20 protein-coding genes are annotated in these 19,960 nt (G+C 64.7%); 14 read left to right on the top strand and 6 right to left on the bottom strand.

Annotated features, from left to right (window positions below):
* Position 1: 1 nt before the first annotated feature.
* The 3 genes from N2604_RS33310 to N2604_RS33300 all read left to right on the top strand — a co-directional run bounded on the left by N2604_RS33310 (position 2) and on the right by N2604_RS33300 (position 3,838).
* Positions 2 to 1,018 carry a xanthine dehydrogenase family protein subunit M gene (locus N2604_RS33310; RefSeq protein ID WP_260372200.1) on the top strand — a complete coding sequence of 339 codons (1,017 nt, stop codon included), beginning with the start codon at positions 2 to 4 and terminating at the stop codon, positions 1,016 to 1,018.
* Between the two features lie 2 nt (positions 1,019 to 1,020).
* Positions 1,021 to 3,312: a xanthine dehydrogenase family protein molybdopterin-binding subunit gene (locus N2604_RS33305; RefSeq protein ID WP_260372199.1), complete on the top strand. Its 2,292-nt coding sequence runs from the start codon at positions 1,021 to 1,023 to the stop codon at positions 3,310 to 3,312.
* Positions 3,313 to 3,373: 61 nt separating this feature from the next.
* Positions 3,374 to 3,838, top strand: a complete 465-nt coding sequence (locus N2604_RS33300) for an FKBP-type peptidyl-prolyl cis-trans isomerase (protein ID WP_260372198.1) — start codon at positions 3,374 to 3,376, stop codon at positions 3,836 to 3,838.
* A 100-nt stretch (positions 3,839 to 3,938) separates the two neighbouring features.
* Here the strand turns inward: N2604_RS33300 and N2604_RS33295 are convergent, their stop codons facing one another.
* Positions 3,939 to 4,157, bottom strand: coding sequence for a CsbD family protein (locus N2604_RS33295; protein WP_260372197.1), 219 nt, complete (start codon positions 4,155 to 4,157; stop codon positions 3,939 to 3,941).
* A 128-nt stretch (positions 4,158 to 4,285) separates the two neighbouring features.
* Here N2604_RS33295 and N2604_RS33290 point away from each other — a divergent pair, with 128 nt between their 5' ends.
* The 3 genes from N2604_RS33290 to N2604_RS33280 all read left to right on the top strand — a co-directional run bounded on the left by N2604_RS33290 (position 4,286) and on the right by N2604_RS33280 (position 5,883).
* Positions 4,286 to 4,804 carry a cupin domain-containing protein gene (locus N2604_RS33290; RefSeq protein WP_260372196.1) on the top strand — a complete coding sequence of 173 codons (519 nt, stop codon included), beginning with the start codon at positions 4,286 to 4,288 and terminating at the stop codon, positions 4,802 to 4,804.
* Positions 4,805 to 4,930: 126 nt separating this feature from the next.
* Positions 4,931 to 5,359 (top strand): VOC family protein, encoded by a 429-nt coding sequence (locus N2604_RS33285; protein ID WP_260372195.1) that lies wholly within the window; start codon positions 4,931 to 4,933, stop codon positions 5,357 to 5,359.
* A 35-nt stretch (positions 5,360 to 5,394) separates the two neighbouring features.
* Positions 5,395 to 5,883 carry a VOC family protein gene (locus N2604_RS33280; RefSeq protein WP_260372194.1) on the top strand — a complete coding sequence of 163 codons (489 nt, stop codon included), beginning with the start codon at positions 5,395 to 5,397 and terminating at the stop codon, positions 5,881 to 5,883.
* 154 nt (positions 5,884 to 6,037) lie between these two features.
* Here N2604_RS33280 and N2604_RS33275 read toward each other — a convergent pair whose 3' ends face one another.
* A complete protein-coding gene (locus N2604_RS33275; RefSeq protein WP_260372193.1) occupies positions 6,038 to 7,219 on the bottom strand; it encodes a hypothetical protein in 1,182 nt (393 codons plus the stop codon).
* Between the two features lie 2 nt (positions 7,220 to 7,221).
* A complete protein-coding gene (locus tag N2604_RS33270) occupies positions 7,222 to 7,923 on the bottom strand; it encodes a FecR family protein (protein WP_260372192.1) in 702 nt (233 codons plus the stop codon).
* Positions 7,924 to 8,123: 200 nt separating this feature from the next.
* On the opposite strand from N2604_RS33270, the gene N2604_RS33265 reads away from it, so the two are divergent.
* Entirely contained in the window at positions 8,124 to 9,404 is a 1,281-nt protein-coding gene (locus tag N2604_RS33265; RefSeq protein WP_260372191.1) for a phospholipid carrier-dependent glycosyltransferase, read from the top strand.
* Between the two features lie 53 nt (positions 9,405 to 9,457).
* On the opposite strand, the gene N2604_RS33260 is transcribed toward N2604_RS33265, so the two are convergent.
* Positions 9,458 to 10,099 carry an OmpA family protein gene (locus N2604_RS33260; protein ID WP_260372190.1) on the bottom strand — a complete coding sequence of 214 codons (642 nt, stop codon included), beginning with the start codon at positions 10,097 to 10,099 and terminating at the stop codon, positions 9,458 to 9,460.
* Between the two features lie 372 nt (positions 10,100 to 10,471).
* On the opposite strand from N2604_RS33260, the gene N2604_RS33255 reads away from it, so the two are divergent.
* The 3 genes from N2604_RS33255 (at position 10,472) to N2604_RS33245 (ending at position 12,339) form a co-directional block, all read left to right on the top strand.
* Complete coding sequence (locus tag N2604_RS33255) at positions 10,472 to 10,708, top strand: hypothetical protein (RefSeq protein WP_260376362.1); 237 nt, start codon at positions 10,472 to 10,474, stop codon at positions 10,706 to 10,708.
* 119 nt (positions 10,709 to 10,827) lie between these two features.
* Complete coding sequence (locus N2604_RS33250) at positions 10,828 to 11,073, top strand: hypothetical protein (RefSeq protein WP_260372189.1); 246 nt, start codon at positions 10,828 to 10,830, stop codon at positions 11,071 to 11,073.
* Between the two features lie 105 nt (positions 11,074 to 11,178).
* Complete coding sequence (locus N2604_RS33245; protein ID WP_260372188.1) at positions 11,179 to 12,339, top strand: winged helix-turn-helix domain-containing protein; 1,161 nt, start codon at positions 11,179 to 11,181, stop codon at positions 12,337 to 12,339.
* Positions 12,340 to 12,354: 15 nt separating this feature from the next.
* Here the strand turns inward: N2604_RS33245 and N2604_RS33240 are convergent, their stop codons facing one another.
* Positions 12,355 to 13,068, bottom strand: a complete 714-nt coding sequence (locus N2604_RS33240; RefSeq protein WP_260372187.1) for a DUF1932 domain-containing protein — start codon at positions 13,066 to 13,068, stop codon at positions 12,355 to 12,357.
* 36 nt (positions 13,069 to 13,104) lie between these two features.
* On the opposite strand from N2604_RS33240, the gene N2604_RS33235 reads away from it, so the two are divergent.
* The gene (locus N2604_RS33235) at positions 13,105 to 13,338 is read left to right on the top strand and encodes a substrate-binding domain-containing protein (protein WP_260372186.1); all 234 of its coding nucleotides are present in this window, start codon (positions 13,105 to 13,107) and stop codon (positions 13,336 to 13,338) included.
* Here the strand turns inward: N2604_RS33235 and N2604_RS33230 are convergent.
* On the bottom strand, positions 13,304 to 13,762 hold the full coding sequence (locus tag N2604_RS33230; protein WP_260372185.1) for a DUF2809 domain-containing protein: 459 nt from the start codon (positions 13,760 to 13,762) through the stop codon (positions 13,304 to 13,306). The genes N2604_RS33235 and N2604_RS33230 overlap by 35 nt on opposite strands.
* An 81-nt stretch (positions 13,763 to 13,843) precedes the next feature.
* On the opposite strand from N2604_RS33230, the gene N2604_RS33225 reads away from it, so the two are divergent.
* The 3 genes from N2604_RS33225 (at position 13,844) to N2604_RS33215 (ending at position 19,934) form a co-directional block, all read left to right on the top strand.
* The gene (locus N2604_RS33225) at positions 13,844 to 15,184 is read left to right on the top strand and encodes an MFS transporter (protein WP_260372184.1); all 1,341 of its coding nucleotides are present in this window, start codon (positions 13,844 to 13,846) and stop codon (positions 15,182 to 15,184) included.
* A 241-nt stretch (positions 15,185 to 15,425) separates the two neighbouring features.
* A complete protein-coding gene (locus N2604_RS33220; protein WP_260372183.1) occupies positions 15,426 to 16,532 on the top strand; it encodes an efflux RND transporter periplasmic adaptor subunit in 1,107 nt (368 codons plus the stop codon).
* A 264-nt stretch (positions 16,533 to 16,796) separates the two neighbouring features.
* A complete protein-coding gene (locus N2604_RS33215; RefSeq protein ID WP_260372182.1) occupies positions 16,797 to 19,934 on the top strand; it encodes an efflux RND transporter permease subunit in 3,138 nt (1,045 codons plus the stop codon).
* Positions 19,935 to 19,960: the final 26 nt, after the last annotated feature.

Here is a 19,960-nt window from a genome sequence, read left to right as displayed (position 1 = left end):
CATGCGACCGTTTTCGTACCAGAGGGCATCAGACCCCGACATGGCCGTGCAGGCGCTCAGCGCCGCCGCGGCCGCCAACGATCCGCTGACGAAGGCGGCGGCGCAGCCGCTTGCCGGCGGCACCACGCTGATCGATTTGATGAAGCTCGACGTGATGCGGCCCACCGCGATCGTCGATATCAATCCGCTGGCGCAGGCCTGGTCCGCGATCGAGCCGGGTGGCGATGGCTTGCGCCTCGGGGCGCTGGCAAAGATGTCCGACGTCGCCGCGCGCGCCGAGATCCAGCGCAGCTATCCGGTGATCGCGGATTCGCTGAAGCTCGCTGCAAGCGCCCAGCTGCGCAACATGGCAACGCTCGGCGGCAACGTGATGCAGCGAACGCGCTGCAACTACTTCCGCGATGTCTCCTATGAGAACTGCAACAAGCGCAATCCGGGCTCCGGCTGCGCGGCAATGGACGGCGTCAACCGCATGCATGCGGTGCTCGGGACCTCCGATCAGTGCATAGCGACGTATCCCGGCGATTTCGCACAGGCGCTGATCGCGCTCGATGCAATGGTCGAGATCACCGGCAAGGCCGGAACGCGCAGCATGCCGTTCGCGCAGCTTCACAAGGCGCCGGGCAACACGCCGGACATCGAGACTGCGCTTCAGCCCGGCGAGCTGATCTCGGCGTTCTCGATTTCCGGCCGCTGGCCGCGCTCGCTGTATCTCAAGACGCGCGACCGGCAATCCTACGAATTCGCGCTGTCGTCAGCTGCGATCGCGCTCGACGTCCAGGACGGCACGATCAGGGACGCCCGCGTCGCGCTCGGTGGCGTCGCCACCGTGCCCTGGCGTGCACGTGAGGCCGAGGCGCTGTTGAAGGGACAGAGGTTCGACGAAGCTCTGGCACGGCGCGTGGCCGAGGCCGCCTTTGCTGACGCCCGCGGCCGCCGGCACAACAGCTTCAAGATCGCGCTCGGCAAGCGTGTCGTGGCACGCGCGCTCCAGCAGGCCGTAACGATGGAGATCTGATCATGACCGCTGCAGCTCCCGGGCCCAAGACGAATATGGGGCAGCCCATCCCGCGCTATGATGCGGCCGCAAAGGTCACGGGGCGGGCGACCTATGCCTCCGACATGCCCCTGGACAATCCGGCCTACGCATTCCTAGTCACCAGCGCTATCGCCAAGGGCCGCATCGACCGCTTCGACCTTGGCGATGCCAAGCGCGTCCGCGGCGTGATCGACATCGTCACGCACGAGAACGCCCCGAAGCTGAAGGAGTCGAAACTGTTCAGCAATGGCGGCTATGCCGGCACCACGATCCAGCCGCTGAAATCGGCCGAGATCGCCCATGACGGCCAGATCATCGCCGTGGTGGTCGCGGAGAGTTACGAGGCCGCGCGCGAAGCGGCCAACCGCATCAAGGTCAGTTATACGGCTGCTGCGCCCAGCGCGACCTTCGATTCGCCGGGGACGACGACAGCCGCAGCGAAAGGACAAAATTCGCAGTTCAAGGAAGACCCTGAGGTCGGTGATTTCGCCAAGGCGTTCGATGCGGCCGAGGTCACGCTCACCGCTTCCTACGACACGCCGACGCAGCACCACAATCCGATGGAGCTGTTCACGACCAGCTGCGCCTGGATGGGCGACAATCTCGTCATCTATGAGGGCAGCCAGTATGTCCATGGCCTGAAGCACGGCGTGGCCGAGCAGCTCGGCATCGACGCCGACAAGGTGCGCGTGGTCAATCCCTATGTCGGCGGCGGTTTCGGCTCGCGCGGCTCGATGACGCCGCGCACCGCCATCATCGCCGCCATTGCCAGGCGCCTGAACCGCCCGATCAAGCTGGTCCCGACCCGGGACCAGGGCTTCACCATCGCGACCTACCGCGCCGAGACGCGGCATGAGATCAAGCTCGGTGCGAGCCGGGACGGCAGGCTGGTCGCTTTGAGGCATGAGGGGGCTGAAGTCTCCTCGCGCCCCGATGCCTATTGCGTTGGTGGAACCAAGACCACGACACGGCTCTATGCCTGCCCAAACGTGGATAGCCTGGTCTCGATCGTGCGTGCCGATCGCAACACGCCCGGCTTCATGCGTTCGCCCCCGGAGGTGCCGTATCTGTTCGCGCTGGAGAGCGCGCTGGACGAGCTCGCCGTCAAACTGAACATGGATCCAGTCGAGCTTCGCCGTATCAACGATGCCACCAGGGATCCGATCGATGGCAAGCCCTACACGTCGCGATCGCTCATGGCGTGTTTCGACGAAGCCGCCAAGGCGTTCGGCTGGTCGCAGCGCTCGCCGCAGCCGAAATCGATGTCCGACGGCGACTGGTTGATCGGCTACGGCTGCGCCGCCACGTGCTATCCGACGCAGATGGCGCCGTCCGCGGCGCGCGTGCGCCTGCAGCGGGACGGCCGCACCCGCGTCGAGATCGCCGGTCATGAGATCGGGACCGGCGCCTACACTGTCATCGCACAGACTGCAGCCGAGCGGCTCGGCGTGCCACTGGAGAAGGTCGCGGTCTTCATGGGCGACAGCGACCTGCCGCCCGCGCCGGTTGCCGGCGGCTCCAACTCGACCGCCAGCACCTGCTCGGCCGTGATGATGGTGTGCGATCAGATCCGACAGCGCCTGCTCAAGGCGGTGATGCCGAGCGACAGCCTCGCCGACAAGGCCAAGGAGACTGTCGGCATCAGCCCGGCACCGTCGACCCAGGCGGCCAAGGGCGATCGTCCGCTCGATATCGAGAAGGCGTTCGATGCGCTCGGCGTCGGCGTGGTCGAAGAGTACGGCGAGTGGAAGCCGGAAGGCGCGCCGATGGACTCCTTCCGCGCCATGCACAATGGTCAGGTACGGCTGGTCGGCGGCCATCAAATGAAGGACAAGATCGCCTACGCCTTCGGTGCCGAGTTCGTCGAGGTCCGCGTCAATCGCCTCACGCACGAGATCCGCTGTCCCCGCCTGGTCGGCGCGTTCGCGGCAGGCAGGATCATGAATCCGCGCACCGCGCGCAGCCAGCTCATGGGTGGCCTGATCTGGGGCATGTCCTCGGCGTTGCTGGAGGCCACCGAGATCGACGAGCGCAATGCGCGCTACGTCAACGACAATCTTGCCGACTACCTCGTGCCCGTGAATGCCGATGTGCCCGGCGTCGAGGTGATCATGCTGTCCGAGCAGGACGATCACATCAACCCGGTGGGCGCAAAGGGCCTCGGCGAGCTTGCCAATGTCGGCACCAATGCGGCGATCTGCAACGCGATCTATCACGCCACCGGCCAGCGCATCCGCAAGCTGCCGGTCCGGCTGGAAAATATCGAGGTCTAAAGGGGTGGAAACGGCGACCGCCTTGGGCTAGACACCTCCCGCCTCAAACGGAAGGTGTTTTATGCAGCGTTTCCAGCGCGCGCTCCTCGCCCTGATGTCGGCACTCGCGATCACCGTGATCGCCAGCGTGTCGCATTTCGTTTCCACCACGGCCTCGGCCCAGACTGCAGGAAAGACCATGACCACAGCTTCAGGCTTGCAGATCATCGACTCCACCGTCGGCACCGGCGCCTCGCCGCAGCCGGGACAGATCTGCGTGATGCACTATACCGGCTGGCTGTATGAGAACGGCCAGAAGGGCAAGAAATTCGATAGCTCCGTTGACCGCAAGGAGCCGTTCGAGTTTCCGATCGGCAAAGGCCGCGTCATTGCCGGCTGGGACGAGGGCGTCGCCTCGATGAAGGTCGGCGGCAAGCGCACGCTGATCATCCCGCCGCAGCTCGGCTACGGCGTCCGCGGTGCCGGCGGCGTGATCCCGCCGAACGCGACGCTGATGTTCGACGTGGAATTGCTTGCGGTGAAATGACGGCGCAGCCGTCATTCCGGGCGGTGCTACGCACCGCCCCGGAATGACGACAAAAAAGACCGGCCTTGCGGCCGGTCTTTTCATTTCAATCTTACGCGCGTCACTCTGCGGCGCGGCGAGCCGCAGCGGCGGCGCGATCGATCGCATCCTTCGCGGCGTCCTTGGCATCGCCCATGGCCTGCTGGCCCTTGCCCTTGACTTCCTGCACCGCGCCCTCGCCCTTCATGCGATCGGATCCGGTGGCTTCACCGACGCCCTGCTTGGGCTTGCCGATCGCCTCGTTGGCGGTGCCCTTGATCTTGTCGGTCGTGCTGCCCATGAAAATCTCCTTTCGATTTGCTTGGAACGACAACGCTGGGCGGCTACGAGAGTTCCGATTTTGGTATGGCTGGCGGGCGCCGCTTTGGGTTAGGTTGCCGCGCACGGAACCAACAGAAAGCAAGTCCCATGACCGGCCATGACCATTCGCATTCCCACCATGACCATGGTCATCATCATGATGATCGCTGGAAGCATGATGGCGTTCGCGTCATTCCCGGCAATCAGCTCGATACCAATGTGCCGTCGACGCCGGGCATGGACCGTGCGGCCGCGATCAATTTCGCCCGCGTCGGCGCTCAGAAATTGTGGGCGGGCACGGTCAGCATCAAGCCGGATGCCAAGACCGGCGCGCATCACCACGGCCATCTCGAAAGCGTCATCTACGTCGTGAAGGGCAAGGCGCGCATGCGCTGGGGCGAGAGCCTGCAATTCACCGCGGAGGCCGGCCCCGGCGATTTCATTTTTGTCCCGCCTTACGTGCCGCATCAGGAGATCAACGCCAGCCCGGACGAGGTGCTGGAATGCGTGCTGGTGCGCAGCGACGGCGAGGCGGTGGCGATCAACCTCGACATCGAGCCGGTCGAGAAGCCCGAGACCGTGCTGTGGATCGACCCGGTGCACCGCGATCCCAACGAGAAGAAGTAAGGCCCTTCAGGGCGGTGGCGGTGCGACAGACGCCCGCAGATCGGGGTCCAAAAATTTCGTCGGAAGCGGTGTCGGATGGCGGCCTGGCCGTCCGTCCTTGGGCAGAACCCCGCCAAGGAGCTTCCGATGCCCAAGATGATCTTCGTCAACCTGCCGGTGATCGACCTCAAGCGCGCGACCGCCTTCTATGAGGCCGTCGGCGCGGTCAAGAACCCGCAATTCAGCGACGAGACCGCGAGCTGCATGGTCTTTTCCGAGACCATTTTCGCCATGCTGCTGACCCACGACAAATTCCGCGAGTTCACGCCAAAGCCGATTGCGGACGCCAGGACCTCGAACCAGGTGCTGTTTTGCCTGTCCGCGGACAGCCGCAGCGATGTCGACGATATCGTCGCCAAGGCCGCAGCGGCGGGCGGGGTGGCCGATCCCAGCCCGAAGGACGAATACAGCTTCATGTACGGCCGCAGCTTCGAGGATCCGGATGGCCACATGTGGGGCGTGAACTGGATGGATCTTTCGGCCGCCCCTCTGCAGCCCGATTTGGCGAACGCCTGAGCAGACACCCGCAGACTTCAAGAGGAGGATTCATCATGTCCAAGCTCGTGCCCTGCATGTGGTTCAACGGCGATGCCGAGGACGCTGCAAAATTCTACGTCTCGCTGGTCCCGAATTCGGCGATCACGCACGTTCAGCGCAACGTTTCGGACGGCCCGTCCGGCAAGGAAGGCTCGGTGCTCGTCATCGAGTTCACGGTGGCCGGACAGCCGTTGGTCGCGCTCAATGGCGGCATGAAGATGGAATACACCCACGCGATCTCGCTGATGATCCATTGCGACGACCAGGCCCAGGTCGACAGCGTCTGGAACACGTTTCTCGCCCATGGCGGCAAGGCGGAGCGGTGCGGCTGGCTGAGGGATCGCTGGGGCGTGGCCTGGCAAGTGGTGCCGAAGGTGATGTTCGAGTTCCTTTCGAGCCCGGACAAGGCCGCGGCCGCGCGCGCGATGCAGGCGATGATGAAGATGGTGAAGCTGGACGTCGAGGTGTTACGGCTCGCGTTCGAGGGCAAGTCGGCGGCGTGAGACGACGGGCTCCCGCGACACACTCACTGTCATCGCCCGGCTTGACCGGGCGATCCAGTACTCCGAGGCGGTAGTGATTGAACGGATGGGCCTCGGCGTACTGGATGCGGTCAAGCCGGGGCATGACGGCGGAATTTGAGGCGAAATCTCGGCGCTAATAATTGATCCTCAGTCCCACGCCGCCATGAATGGTGTTGCCGACCGGCTGCGGGCCGAGCGTGCCGTTGGCGAAGAGGTCCACGATCCAGCCCTTCTGCACGCGGAAGCCAAGGCGGCCGCCATATTCGAACCAGCCCTGGTTGCCCATGGTCGGCACCACCATGTCCTGGCCGCTCACGGTGGCGACGATGCCGCTGTGGCTGGCGAAGGACTGCACCCAGCCGCCATTGATATTGGTCTCGATGTTGCTGCCGAACAGATGCGTCCACTGGCCGCCGATCTTGACGAGGCTGGTGCGGTCGGTGCCATCAGCGATGCTGGCGCCGAACGGATTGAACGCCACCGCATTGTCGCTATAGCCGGAGACGCGTTGCCAGAGCTGCCAGACCTCGATCGAGGCCGCGACCTCGTCGCGCGGCGAGAGGCGGCTGATCCAGCCGGCGCGGCCGTAGACGGCGTAGTTGGACGCGTTGGTCGAGCTTGTCACGCTCACCGGGCCGAGACTGGTGTCGTAGCTGCGCGTGTAGCGCGCCTTCTCCCACGGCGTCAGGATCGCGCCGACGTCGAAGAACGGGCGCGACGAGCCCCAGTCGGTGAAGTCGTAGCGCAGCGCGAAAGCGCCGATCGGTGCGCTCGTGATCTTGTAGCCGCCCTCGTTGTAGTGCGTGTAGGCAATGCCGGCCAGCAGCGACAGATTGTTGGTCAGCTCCTTGCGGCCGTGGATGCCGGCCGAGAAAGAGCCGGCCGAGCCGAACGCGCTGATGCAATCGCCGCAATTGATCTGCTCGTTCACGCCGAGCAGCACCGTGCCGAGCACCCGATTGGTGATCATCTGGTTGAAGCGCTGACCCGCGAGGCCGCCGATCGAATTGCCGCTGGAATCCGCGCCGGTCGGCGTCGGGCTCGGTACCGGGTACGGACTGGGCGAGGGCGACGGATAGGGACTCGGCGAAGGGGACGGGTTGGGCGACGGGGAATATGTCGGTGTCGGTGTCGGTGACGGCGAATAAGTCGGCGTTGGCGACGGCGAATAGGTCGGGTAGGGGGTCGGCTCGCCGCATCCGGTTTCGCAGGCCGCCTGGGCCGCCGCTTGACGAACATCGAACGCGACAAACGCAAGCGCAGCGGCCACGGTCAGCAGGCCGGTGAGGAAGAGCCGGAAGTTGAATTTCGCCATCGTCAGCGCCCGCACAGCATGGCGTCGTCCTGGACGGCAGGCGTGATGGTCGGCGAGGCGCCGGCGTACTGGTTGACTGCGCACAACCCGGCGCTGGCGGCGCAATTGGCGGCGAAGGTCCAGGGCGGCGTGTTGGTCTTGGTGATGCTCACCTTGCCGCCGGTCGAGGTGATGATGGCGGTGTCGCCGGGTTGGGTGAGTTGCACGCACTGGCCGCTCTTCGTGCAGACGCTGGCCGCGCCGTCCTGAAGCACGACGACGGAGCGCCCGCGCTGCGAGAGAATGTCGAGCGTCGTGCCGCGCACGCCGATGGTGGCGAGCGGCGTCGTGATCTTGTAGGCGGCCTTGTCGGAGTGTCCGGTGACGAAGCGGAAGGCGCCGGTGGTCATGCGGATCGCAACGTCGCGATAGCTGCGCTCGTCGTTGAAGACGGTGCGGTCGAGCTTCAGCGTGGCGCTCGGGCCGAGCGACAGATTGGTGCTGTCGGCCATGACGAAACGCGCCGCGCTGTCGGCGCCGGTCCGCACGGTCTCGTCGCGCAGCATGCTGTCGCCGACATTGATCGGCGTCGTGGTCGTGGCGACGCGCACCACGTCGTTCTGGATCACGACGGCCTCGCCGACGCGCGTCTGCGCCTTGGCGCCGGACGCCGCGCAGATTGCGGCCGTGAGCAGTGTGGGTAAAAGCCAAAAACGCAAATTCATTTCGCAACCGATCGATGTGTCCCTGATCGTACCGGATCGCGCGCGCTTCTGATGTGGCGGAATTATCACAAGCGGCGCAGGACGTGCGTCATGCTTAGTGACAGTTGCGGCAGAATGCGTTCAATGACGGGAAGCAGTTTGTTTTTCTCCGCGGTGCAGCCAATTTGCCACGCAAGACAGCCCCACAAAAGACGCACGAATTGCCTGCGGTTCCGGCGGTGTCGCGGAGTGCAGTGATTGCTGTCGCGATTTTCCTGATCGCGCATGTGGCGCTGTTGATCGGCGTCGTCACGCCGGAAAAATTCGTGTTCGACGAGGTGCATTACGTGCCGGCCGCGCGCCAGATGCTGACGCCCGCGACGTCGCAGCCGATGCTCAATCCGATGCATCCGCCGCTGGCCAAGGAGCTGATCGCGGCATCGATCGCAACCTTCGGCGACAACGCGCTTGGCTGGCGTTATCCCGCGACCTTGTTCGGTGCGCTCGCGATCGTCGCGATCTATCTGTGCGGATTCGCGCTGTTCGCGGCGCAGGGGCCGGCGATCGCCGCCGCGCTGATTGCAGCCTTCAACCAGATGCTGTACGTCCAGGCGCGCATCGCGATGCTCGATATCTTTGCGCTCGGCTTCGGCCTGCTCGCCACCGCTGCTTTCATGCACGGGTTTCGCAGAGAGCGGCCGCAAGCGCTGTTCGCGGTGGCAGGCAGCCTGTTCGGCCTTGCGGCCGCGTGTAAATGGAGCGGTCTGTTCCCGCTCGGCGTCTGCATCGTCATTGTTGCGGTGATCCGCCTGATGCAGGGCTGGCACACGCTGTTCGCCGACGCGAAGCCGGACGACTGGTATCGGCCGGAGCTTTGGCCCGGCCTGAAGCTGCATCATGTCGCGCTCTGCTTCGCCGTCCTGCCGGGCATGACTTATCTTGCGGCCTTCGTTCCGCTCTACGGATTGTCACTGCCGGACTTGATCGAGGCGCAGCGCCGGATCTTTGCCGACAACACCACGACGGCCATCGCCGGCCACACCTATATGAGCGCATGGCCGTCCTGGCCTCTGCTCGCGCGCCCGGTCTGGTTCCTGTTCGACAAGTCCGCGGAGGACCACGTCGCTGCGATCGTCTTCCTCGGCAATCCGCTCGTGCTTTGGCCGGCACTGCCCGCACTCGCCATGGTGCTGCGCGATTTCATCGTGGCGCGGCGCTGGGACGCATTCCTGATCGCGGCATTCTACTTCGGTCCCTGGCTGGCCTGGGCGTTGCTGCCGCGCACGCTGGGCTTCATCTATTATTATCTGCCGGCCGCGACAGCGGCGTCGCTGGCACTGGTGTATGTGCTGCGCCGCGAGGGGATGCCGCGCTGGCTGTTGTGGGCCTATGTCGGCGTCGCCGCGGCCGTTTTTGCGGTGATGCTGCCGATTTCCGCGGCGTTCGTCGGCACCTCTATGGGGAGCTTCAACCGGCTGATGCTGTTCCAAAGCTGGATATGATTCGCCGCCCGCCGGGCTGCGGCAGGCGGCGTGTCTTACTTGGGAGCCGAGAGTTACTTCGCCGCGGTCTTGGTGTCCATGTTCACGACCTGGACGCGGCGGTTGATCGGGGCGGCACCGTTGGCGGCATCCTTCAGCTTGGTCTCACCGTAGCCGACGGTGACCAGATCCGCGCCGTTGAGGCCGTAGTTCTGCACCAGATACTTCTTGATGGTGTCGGCGCGCCGCTCGGAGAGACCTTGATTGTACTCCTCGCCGCCGATCGCGTCGGTGTGGCCGGCGACGACGAAGGTCGAGCCCTTCAGCGCCGGATCGGACAGCGCTTTGCCGAGCGCCTGCACCGATGCCACAGAGGTCTTGGCGATGTCGGCCGAGTTGTAGTCGAACTGGATCTCCAGATCGATCTTCGGCTTGGTTGCAGCCAACTCGGCGATCTGCTCGCGCTCGCCCGTCGAGAGCGACCGGGTCGAGCGGTTGCGCACGGTGTTCAGGAAGGTCGCTTCCTTGGCCTGCACGGTCGTGTCGGCCTGGGGACCAACGGACAGGCCGCGGGTGGCCGGCTTCGGCTTGAGCGCGTCCACGATCTGGCTGGCGGAGAAATTGTTGTCGCCGGCCAGCGCAAGGCTCGCCGTCATCGACAGGGCCGCGGAGAGAGTTATCGCCTTCAGTCCAAAGAACTTATCAAAACGGGTCATTGTCGTATCCTCGCTGTTACGCCTGATGGCGATTTGATGCTGCGAGCGTAGGGCAGGTTCAACGGCGCCGATGTGATCTTAGTCACATTCGAAAAGGCGAGCCGAGGGCACTTTGGTCCGGTTGGATCGATCGCAGTTGCTTTCGCACCTGCAGTCGCGGGTTCCGGGAAACCTGAACGTCGCAAAGGCGTCGTCTCGCCGCCCGCCCGCGAACAAGAATTCGTCCAGATGCCCGCCTAGCACGCTTCAATCATTCGACAATTTGACGCGAGGGGAGCCGAGTTCCGTCCTGTGCCGAGGCCAAGCGACTATCAGCGCGACTATCAGTCCCATCGCAGCGGCCCGCCGGATCGGACAGTGACTCTGAACGCAATGCCCATCTATATCGGCGCGGCGATGATCGCGGTGGCGATCCTGCTGTCGACACTGATCTCGGGGCTGACCTCCCGCTATGTCGGGCTCGAAGGGCCGACCGACGAGAACATCTGGCTGGTCGATCGCCTCACCGGGAGCGTCTATCGCTGCCAGGCGGAAGGACGTGGCAAGGCCATGTGCGAGCCGGAAGTTGTCACCGGCAGCGTAGGGGAGCGCCCAAAAGCCGCACGCTGAAAGGGGGGTACCATTGCAGCGCAGCGACGAAATTGTCTTTTCCCTGCAAACTTGTGGCTGAAGAATGGCTGTCGCGTTGGCCGGCATCAGGCCGGCTTCCTATTCGAGGAGAGAACTTGATGAAGACCCTGTTGCTCGCGACGGCATTCGCCGCACTTGCTCTGTCCCCCGCATCCGCTGCCAAGATGGCGTGCACCAGTGCAAACATGGCAAAGCTCGTTGCCGGCATCGGCGGCGAAGACACGCCCGGCAAGATCGCGGCGAGGAAGTCGATGGCCGCGGCCAATTCCGACATGAGCAAGGGCAACATGCGTGGAGCGTGCAAGCACTATATGAGCGCCGAGCAGTCGATGGCGATGAAGTAGGCTTCCGCCTGATCCCACGGCCGCGCTGGCAGCAGATGGCAGCGCGGCTTTTTCGTGTCCGTGCTTCTTTGCCTCGCGGCGAATCCCGCTACATTGCATGCTGCAATGTCCCGCACGTCCAAACCGCTTCCGCTCTCGACGACACAGGCCCGGCAGATCTGGCTGCATGCCCAGCGGCTGACCGACCGCGCTCCGTTCGGCGAAGGCGCACAGGCCGTCTCGGCCGCTGTCGCCCATCTCGGCTATGTGCAGATCGACACCATCAACGTCATCGAGCGTTGCCATCACCACATCCTGTTCAGCCGGATCCCGTCCTACCGCCGCGCTGATCTGCGCCATGCCCAGAGCATCGACAAGACCGTGTTCGAGTACTGGACGCACGCGCTCTCCTACGTGCCGGCGAACGACTTCCGCTTCTTCCTGCCGGCGATGCGCGAGCACCGGCGCGAGGGGCACAAATGGTTCGCCTCGGTGAAGCCGGCCGACACGCGCAAGGTGATGCGGCTGCTGCGTGCGGGTCCGCTGACGATCCGCGACATCGACGACGACGTGCTCGTCGAGAAGGAGCATCTGTGGCAGAGCCGCAAGCCCTCGAAGCGGGCGCTGCAGCTCGCCTTCTATACCGGCGCCGTCACCATCAGCGAGCGCCAGGGCATGCTCAAGACCTACGAGCTGACGACGCGTCATTTCGGCTGGGACAGGCCTCCTAAGCCGGCGTCGGCTCGGGAGACCACAGCCTATCTGCTCGACCGCGCGCTGCGCTCGCAGGGCGTGGTCAGCCTCGATTCGGTCTGCCATCTCGATGCGCCGAGCAAGAAGCCGGTCGCGCGCCTGATCGCCTCGCGCGTCCGCCGCGGCGAGCTCGTGCCTGTCGCGATCGAGGGCGCCGGCAAGCAGGAGCACTGGGCTTCGCCCGCAGCGCTCGAGCCGCATGAGGTGTCGCCCGATCTCGTCCACATTCTCTCGCCGTTCGATCCCCTGATCATCCAGCGCAAGCGCACCAACCTCATCTTCGGCTACAATCATCTGTTCGAAGCCTATGTGCCGAAAGCCAAGCGCAAGCTCGGCTATTTCGCGCTGCCCGTGCTGGTCGGCGACGAGATCGTCGCGGCGCTCGATATGAAGGCCGACCGGCAGAACAAGAAGCTGTTGATGCAGAAATGGACCTGGGTCGGGCAGGGCAGGAAGACGGCGGGCCGCAACGAGCTGAAGCGTGTGATCGAGGACGAGCTCGATCGCTTCGAGCGGTTTCAACTGGCGGAGTGATCATCGTCGTCCTGTCTACAGTCTCTCTTCGATCTCGCCCAAGCCGCCCGCCACGGCATGCGCATATCGGTCCAACACCTCGTCGGCCGAATAACTGGACCGTTGCGCAAATTCGTCTCGCAGGCCCAGCCGGGCGGAGACCTTCAAGCGCGCCGCCGTGGCGGTGGTCATCAGGGGGTCGAAACCTAATTCCCGCAAGCCTGCGGCTACGCCATCCATTTCCACCGCGCGGCGCTCGGCGTGCAGCACGTCGGAACGGACGCACATGTCCAAGAACTTGCTGAACGTTGTGGCATCCATCGAGGCGCATAGCCCGCGCATGGTTTCGTCGCGCACGCCGGCGAGCGTCGCGGCGGTCAGCGCCTCCACCAGTAGCGCTTCCATGCCTTTGGTCACCACGCTCCGCAGCATCTTCACCGCGGCCGCCGTTCCGGCCTCTGCACCGGCCACCTCGATGCGGAAGCCCAGTGGCCCGAAAGTCTCCGCGAAGCGCTCGGCGCCGCTGCCCGATGTGTAGAGCGGGACCGCGGCGCCGTAGAGGTCGACCGACCCCATCAGGTTCGCATCCGCAAACAGACCGCCGCGCGCCTCCACGGCTGCGGCGACATGTTTTTTTGTGCGCGGGGTCGCCGCGTTGATGTCCACCACGAGAGAGCCGGGACGAATGATCCTGGAAATCGCCTCACCTGTCTCGGCCGCGACGGCAACGACGACGGCGGAAAAGATCACGTCCGCGTCGGCGAGCGCCTGCGCGCGTTGCGGACGATGGGCATTGTCGTCGGCGAGGGGATTTCGGTCGTGGCCGGCAGCGATTCCGACCTCGCCGAATTGTACACGCCGCCGATCACGGCAATCGCGTGGGATCTGGCAGCCATGGGCCGCCACGCTGCGACCATGCTGTTGGAGCGGATGCGCGGCAACGAGATCGAGCGCGGCCGTGGTCTCACCGTGCCGACGGAGCTGATCATTCGCGGGTCGAGCCGGCCGCTTGCGATTTGAGCGTAGGCGATCGGACGGCGCAGCCGTCGAGCCAGATGCCGACGACAATACCGATGAGGTAAGCGACCAAATTCCACAGCGAGAAGATGCGCCCCAGCAGCAGCGCGCCGGCCGTGGTCAGCCGGAACGCATCGAGCCATGGCGTGTGCACCAGCCGGGAGAATTCCACGACGATCGCGATCACCATCGCGATGCCTGTAATCTGCGTCTGCGACCGCCGCGGCAGGCAAACGCCGACCAGCAGAAAGACCATCGTTGCCCACAATAGCGAGCCGCCATACTTCACCACGAATGCAGGCAGGCCGAGCGGGAATCCGTACCAGCGCAGCGACAGCCCGCAGACGATCACCGCGAGCGCGAGGCCGGCGCGGATCAGCGAGATCCGGAGCGGCGCCACAGGTTGATCCGGCTGCGTCCGGTGCATTGCTCGCTCCATTGACTCTTTGCCCGCGATCCTCAAAACCGCCACTTAAGCCCTAGAAGAGCAACAACCCGGGGGGAAGCCATGAGCCAGACCACCTATGCCGGTTCCGCCGGCGGTGCCGAAAGCGCCAGCCAGAGCGACATCGAAACCTCGACCATCCGTGCCATCTCCTGGCGCCTGATTCCCTTCCTGGTGCTGGCCTACTTCTTCTCCTATCTCGACCGCGTCAATCTCGGCTTCGCCGCGCTGACCATGAATGCAGAGCTGAAGTTCACCCCGCTGATCTTCTCCTGGGGCGCCGGCATCTTCTTCATCGGCTATTTCATCTTCGAGGTGCCGAGCAATCTTGCGCTGGAGAGGTTCGGCGCGAGCCGATGGATTGCCCGCATCATGGTGACCTGGGGCATCATCTCGGCGCTGATGGCGGTGGTCAGTGGGGTCACCAGCTTCTACGTCCTGCGCTTCCTGCTCGGCGTCGCCGAAGCCGGTTTCTTCCCCGGCATCATCCTCTATCTCACCTATTGGTATCCGGCCGAATATCGCGCCCGCTTTCTTGCGGCCTTCGCCATCGCGGTGCCGGTCTCGACCGTGATTGGCGCGCCGATCTCGGGCCTCTTGCTCGGGCTCGACGGCATGATGGGGCTGAAAGGCTGGCAGTGGCTGTTCATCATCGAGGGCATCCCGTCGGTGCTGCTCGGCATCGTCACCTGGTTCTATCTCACCGACAAGCCGGAGAAGGCGGACTGGCTATCGGCCGAGCAGAAGGCGTGGCTCAAGGCGAAGCTCGATTCGGAGATTGCGGCCAAGCAGGCCGTGAAGCATTTCTCGCTCGGCGAGGCGCTGTCTTCACCGAAGGTGATCGCGCTCAGCCTGATCTATTTCGGCTTCGTCGGTGCGCTCTACGGCATGCAGTTCTGGCTGCCGCAGATCGTCAAGGCGTTCGGCCTCACCAACGCCCAGACCGGATTCGTCACTGCGATCCCGTATCTGTTCGGCACCATCGCCATGATCCTGTGGGCGCGGCATTCGGATGCGAGCCGCGAGCGCGTCATGCATGTCGGCGCACCGCTGCTGCTCACCGCGATTGCGCTCGGCGTCTCCTCCTATCTCACCGATCCCACGCTGACGATGGTGATGCTGACGGTGGCCGCGATCGGCGTGTTCTGCTGCTTCGGCGTGTTCTGGACCCTGCCGACCGCCTGGCTCTCCGGCACGGCGGCCGCCGGCGCCATCGCCTTGATCAACTCGATCGGCAACCTTGCCGGCTTCGGCGGGCCGTATCTCATCGGCTGGGTCAAGGAAGCGACGGGGCAGACCTCGACCGGTCTCTTGGTGCTCGCCGTGCTGCCGCTGATCGCGGGCATTCTGGTGTTCGTCGGCGGCCACGACAGCAAGCACGAATTCGGCGAGCGGGGGCGATGAGGGAATCCTCGTAGGGGGCAAAGGCGCGCACTTCGCGCGCCGTGCCGACCATCTTCCCCTACGCTGGCCGGGTTGGTGGGCACGCTTCGCTTTTGCCCGCCCTACGATAGCACCTCTGTCGTCCTCCCACCCATTCCTTACCACCCCCTAACGATCACGCTTTCCTGATGACTGACGATTATTGACTTTTATCAGTGAACAGTCGACATTCCTCTCGATCGAGATGCAGGAGTGTCCTTCGATGTTCGTCCGGTCGGTTTTGTCAAGCTATTCCAAGCTCTTGGCAGGAGTCTCGCTCGCCCTGATGGCCGTTTCGCTGGCAGGGTGCAATGATACTGTCGCCGAGAAGGCCGAGCCGCCGCGGCCGGTTCTGGTGGCAACCGCTCATTATGATGCCGAAACGCCGGAGCGCAGCTTCGTGGGCACCATCCGCCCCAGGATCGAGAGCGATCTCGGCTTCCGCGTCGCCGGCAAGGTCGCCAAGCGCCTCGTCGAAGTCGGCCAGACGGTCGAAGTCGGCCAGGCGCTCGCCACTCTCGACGAGGTCGATTTGAAGCTCCAGGCCGAGCAGGCAGTTGCCGAGCAGACCGCCGCAACCGGCGTGCTGGCCCAGGCCGCCGCCGCCGAGCAGCGCGCCAAGGACCTCAAGGCCAAGGGCTGGACCACGGACGCGCAGCTCGACCAGAGCCGCGCCGCCGCCGATGAAGCCCGTGCGCGCCTGAACCGGGCCGAGCGCTCGGTCGAGTTGACCAAGAATTCCCTTTCCTACGCGACGCTCGTTGCCGACGCCCGCGGCGTCGTCACCGCAACGCTGATCGAGCCCGGCCAGGTGGTCGCCGCGGGCCAGGCTTCGATCCGTGTCGCCCGCTTTGCCGAGAAGGAAGCGGTCGTCGCGATCCCCGAGACGCTGGTTGGACGTGCCAAGTCGGGCGTCGCCAGCGTCACTCTTTGGTCCGAGCCGAACAAGAAATATGCGGCCAAGCTGCGCGAAATCGCGCCGGCGGCTGATCCCGCCACGCGCACCTATCTGGCAAAATTCTCGCTGCCCGAGGCCGACGACAAGGTCGCGCTCGGCATGACCGCGACGCTGACGCTGTCGGATGCCGCGACCGAGCGGGTCGCGCGGCTGCCGCTGTCGGCGCTGTTCAACGAAGGCGGCAAGCCGTCCTTCTACGTCGTCGACGACAACGGCTCCGTCGCACTGAAGCCGGTGACGGTGAAGTCCTACGAAAGCAACGACGTCGTCATCACCGGCGGCGTGGAGGAGGGCGCCAAGATCGTCGCCCTCGGCGTGCAGAAGCTCGATCCCGGCCAGCGGGTGCGGATCGTGTCGTCGCTGTCCTTTTAGTTTTTGTCATTCCGGGGCGGCGCGAAGCACCGAACCCGGAATCTCGAGATTCCGGGTCTGGTCCTTCGGACCATCCCGGAATGACGGGAGAAATAGAGTTACGTCTTGTGAGGTGAGTTTCGGCCTTGGTCCCTAAGCAAAGGCTGAAGCGGCGAAGCGATCCAGAACCTGCCCAGCCCCCTGGATTGCTTCGCTGCCTCGCGACGACGGTTTGAGCAGAGCGGCTGTCGTTGTTTGCAACTGGATCGTCTTTCGGAGAGTGCGATGAAGCGCTTCAACCTTTCGGCCTGGGCCGTCAGCCATCCGACGCTGGTGCTCTTCCTGATGCTCGTGCTCGGCGTCGCCGGCTTCTTCTCCTACGAGAAGCTCGGCCGCGCCGAGGATCCGTTCTTCACGGTGAAGGTCGTCAACGTCTCCGTGATCTGGCCCGGCGCGACCGCGCAGGAGATGCAGACCCAGGTCGCCGATCCCATCGAGAAGAAGATCCAGGAGCTGCCCTATTTCGAGAAGGTGCAGACTTACTCCAAGCCCGCCTTCACCGCGCTCCAGGTCACTTTCCGCGACAACACGCCGCCGAAGGACGTGCCCTATCTCTTCTATCTCTTGCGCAAGAAGCTCGTCGACGTGCAGGGCCAGCTGCCGTCCGGCATCCTCGGGCCCGTCGTCAACGACGAGTTCTCCGACGTCGATTCCATCCTCTACATGATGACCGGTGACGGCGCCGATTACGCCCAGCTCAAGAAAGTCTCCGAAGGTTTTCGCCAGCGCCTCTTAAAGGTGCCGGGCGTGACCAAAGTCGACGTCTACGGCAACCAGGATGAGCGCATCTTCGTCGAATTCAGCCACGCCAAGCTCGCCACGCTCGGCATCACGCCGCAGGCCCTGTTCGATTCGCTCGCCAAGCAGAACAACGTGACGCCGGCCGGCACGGTCGAGACTTCCTCGCAGCGCGTGCCGCTGCGCGTCACCGGTGCGCTCGACGGTGCCAAGGCCGTCGCCGAAACGCCGGTCGAGAGCAACGGCCGCGTGTTCCGTCTCGGCGATATCGCCACGGTGACCCACGGCTATGTCGATCCACCAAGCTTCGTCGTGCGCCAGGAAGGCAAGCCTGCCATCGGCATCGGCGTCGTCACCGCCAAGGGCGCCAACATCCTCGAGCTCGGCAAGCAGGTCGAGAAGGCGACGGCCGACTTCATGAAGGCGGTGCCGCAGGGCATCGACGTCAGGCTGATCGCCGACCAGCCCAAGGTGGTTGAGCACGCCGTCGGCGAGTTCGTGCATTCCTTCATGGAAGCGCTCGTCATCGTCCTGTTCGTCTCGTTCCTGGCGCTGGGCTGGCGCACCGGCATCGTGGTCGCGCTGTCGGTGCCCCTGGTGCTCGGCATCGTCTTCGTCGTCATGAACACGATGTCGCTCGACCTGCACCGCATCACGCTCGGCGCGCTGATCATCGCACTCGGCCTGCTCGTCGACGACGCCATCATCGCGGTCGAGATGATGGTGGTGAAGATGGAGCAGGGCTGGGACCGCATGCGTGCGGCGTCCTTTGCCTGGGAATCTACTGCGTTTCCGATGCTCACGGGAACGCTGGTCACGGCCGCTGGCTTCCTCCCCATCGGCTTTGCCAATTCCGCGGTCGGCGAATATGCCGGCAGCATCTTCTGGATCGTGGCGATCGCACTGGTCGCCTCCTGGTTCGTGGCGGTGATCTTCACGCCCTATATCGGCGTCAAGCTGCTGCCCGAAATGAAGGCCCACCATAACCATGATCCGCATGCGGTCTACGAGACCCGCATGTACCGGGGCCTGCGCGCCATCGTGCAATGGTGCGTCAACCACCGCATCACCGTGGTGGCCGCGACCGTCGGCGTCTTCGTTGCCTCGATCGTCGGTTTCGGCCACGTGCAGCAGCAGTTCTTCCCGCTGTCGGAGCGACCCGAGCTGTTCCTGCAGCTGCGCCTGCCGGAAGGCACCGCCTTCAACGTCACCGAGAAGGCGGTGAAGAAGGCCGAGACGCTGCTCAAGGACGACAAGGACATCGAGACCTATACCGCCTATGTCGGCCAGGGCTCGCCGCGCTTCTGGCTCGGCCTCAACCCGCAGCTTCCGAACGAGGCCTTTGCCGAGATCGTCATCGTCGCCAAGGGCGTCGAGGCGCGCGAGCGCATCAAGGCCAAGATCGAGACCGCCGCTGCCGAGGGCTTCCTGACCGAGGCACGCGTGCGCGTCGACCGCTTCAATTTCGGTCCGCCGGTCGGTTTCCCCGTCCAGTTCCGCGTGATCGGCCCCGATGCCAACAAGGTCCGCGAGATCGCCTACCAGGTCCGCGACGTCATGCGGCAGAACAAAAGCGTCAAGGACGTCCAGCTCGACTGGAACGAGCAGTCGCCCTATCTCAAGCTCGTCGTCGACCAGGATCGCGCCCGCGCCATGGGCCTGACCCCGCAGGACGTCTCGCAGGCGCTGGCGATGCTGATCTCGGGTTCGCAGGTCACGACCGTGCGCGACGGCATCGAGAAGGTCGGCGTGGTCGCCCGCGCCATCCCGTCCGAGCGCCTTGACCTCGGCGGCGTCGGTGATCTCACCATCACCTCGCGGGGCGGCGTCGCCGTTCCGCTGCAGCAGATCGCTCGAATCGAATATGCCCACGAGGACCCGATCATTTGGCGGCGCAATCGCGACATGGCGATCACCGTCCGCTCCGACGTCGTCGACGGCGTGCAGGCGCCCGACGTCACCAACCAGATCACGCCGAAGCTGAAGGCGATCAAGGACCACCTCGAGCCGGCCTACCGGATCGAGCCGGGCGGTGCGTTCGAGGAATCCGCCAAGGGCAACGCTTCGATCTTCATCCTCTTCCCGGTGATGGTCATGGTGATGCTGACGCTGCTGATGATCCAGCTGCAGAGCTTCTCACGCCTGATCCTGGTGTTCCTGACCGCGCCGCTCGGCATCGTCGGCGCCTCGCTCGGGCTGAACGTCGCCAATGCCCCGTTCGGCTTCGTGGCGCTGCTCGGCCTGATCGCGCTCGCCGGCATGATCATGCGCAACACGGTCATTTTGGTCGACCAGATCGAGACCGACGTCAGCCACGGCCTGACCCGGCGCGAGGCGATCGTGGAGGCGACCGTCCGCCGCGCCCGGCCGGTGGTGCTGACGGCGCTCGCCGCCATTCTTGCCATGATACCGCTGTCGCGCTCGGCCTTCTGGGGCCCGATGGCGATCACCATCATGGGCGGCCTGTTCGTCGCGACCTTCCTGACGCTCCTGTACCTGCCGGGCCTCTACGCCCTGTGGTTCCGCAAGAGCCTGGACGAGGCCGGAACGCCCGAGCAGCCTGCCGCGCCGCAGCATGGGAGCGATGACCCGCACGCAATTCCGCTTGCCGAAGCGGCTGAATAGATGAGAAGACTGCTGACCAACGAGTC

This window comes from Bradyrhizobium sp. CB1015 (assembly GCF_025200925.1).
GTDB lineage: Bacteria > Pseudomonadota > Alphaproteobacteria > Rhizobiales > Xanthobacteraceae > Bradyrhizobium.
This window is presented reverse-complemented; position numbering and strand designations above follow the sequence as displayed.

What these genes read in the sequence shown, in the direction of transcription:
- N2604_RS33310 (WP_260372200.1), top strand. Translation starts at nt 2, where the DNA reads ATGCGACCGTTTTCGTACCAGAGGGCATCAGACCCCGACATGGCCGTG.
- N2604_RS33305 (WP_260372199.1), top strand. Translation starts at nt 1,021, where the DNA reads ATGACCGCTGCAGCTCCCGGGCCCAAGACGAATATGGGGCAGCCCATC.
- N2604_RS33300 (WP_260372198.1), top strand. Translation starts at nt 3,374, where the DNA reads ATGCAGCGTTTCCAGCGCGCGCTCCTCGCCCTGATGTCGGCACTCGCG.
- N2604_RS33295 (WP_260372197.1), bottom strand. Translation starts at nt 4,157, where the DNA reads ATGGGCAGCACGACCGACAAGATCAAGGGCACCGCCAACGAGGCGATC.
- N2604_RS33290 (WP_260372196.1), top strand. Translation starts at nt 4,286, where the DNA reads ATGACCGGCCATGACCATTCGCATTCCCACCATGACCATGGTCATCAT.
- N2604_RS33285 (WP_260372195.1), top strand. Translation starts at nt 4,931, where the DNA reads ATGCCCAAGATGATCTTCGTCAACCTGCCGGTGATCGACCTCAAGCGC.
- N2604_RS33280 (WP_260372194.1), top strand. Translation starts at nt 5,395, where the DNA reads ATGTCCAAGCTCGTGCCCTGCATGTGGTTCAACGGCGATGCCGAGGAC.
- N2604_RS33275 (WP_260372193.1), bottom strand. Translation starts at nt 7,219, where the DNA reads ATGGCGAAATTCAACTTCCGGCTCTTCCTCACCGGCCTGCTGACCGTG.
- N2604_RS33270 (WP_260372192.1), bottom strand. Translation starts at nt 7,923, where the DNA reads ATGAATTTGCGTTTTTGGCTTTTACCCACACTGCTCACGGCCGCAATC.
- N2604_RS33260 (WP_260372190.1), bottom strand. Translation starts at nt 10,099, where the DNA reads ATGACCCGTTTTGATAAGTTCTTTGGACTGAAGGCGATAACTCTCTCC.
- N2604_RS33255 (WP_260376362.1), top strand. Translation starts at nt 10,472, where the DNA reads ATGCCCATCTATATCGGCGCGGCGATGATCGCGGTGGCGATCCTGCTG.
- N2604_RS33250 (WP_260372189.1), top strand. Translation starts at nt 10,828, where the DNA reads ATGAAGACCCTGTTGCTCGCGACGGCATTCGCCGCACTTGCTCTGTCC.
- N2604_RS33245 (WP_260372188.1), top strand. Translation starts at nt 11,179, where the DNA reads ATGTCCCGCACGTCCAAACCGCTTCCGCTCTCGACGACACAGGCCCGG.
- N2604_RS33235 (WP_260372186.1), top strand. Translation starts at nt 13,105, where the DNA reads ATGGGCATTGTCGTCGGCGAGGGGATTTCGGTCGTGGCCGGCAGCGAT.
- N2604_RS33230 (WP_260372185.1), bottom strand. Translation starts at nt 13,762, where the DNA reads ATGCACCGGACGCAGCCGGATCAACCTGTGGCGCCGCTCCGGATCTCG.
- N2604_RS33225 (WP_260372184.1), top strand. Translation starts at nt 13,844, where the DNA reads ATGAGCCAGACCACCTATGCCGGTTCCGCCGGCGGTGCCGAAAGCGCC.
- N2604_RS33220 (WP_260372183.1), top strand. Translation starts at nt 15,426, where the DNA reads ATGTTCGTCCGGTCGGTTTTGTCAAGCTATTCCAAGCTCTTGGCAGGA.
- N2604_RS33215 (WP_260372182.1), top strand. Translation starts at nt 16,797, where the DNA reads ATGAAGCGCTTCAACCTTTCGGCCTGGGCCGTCAGCCATCCGACGCTG.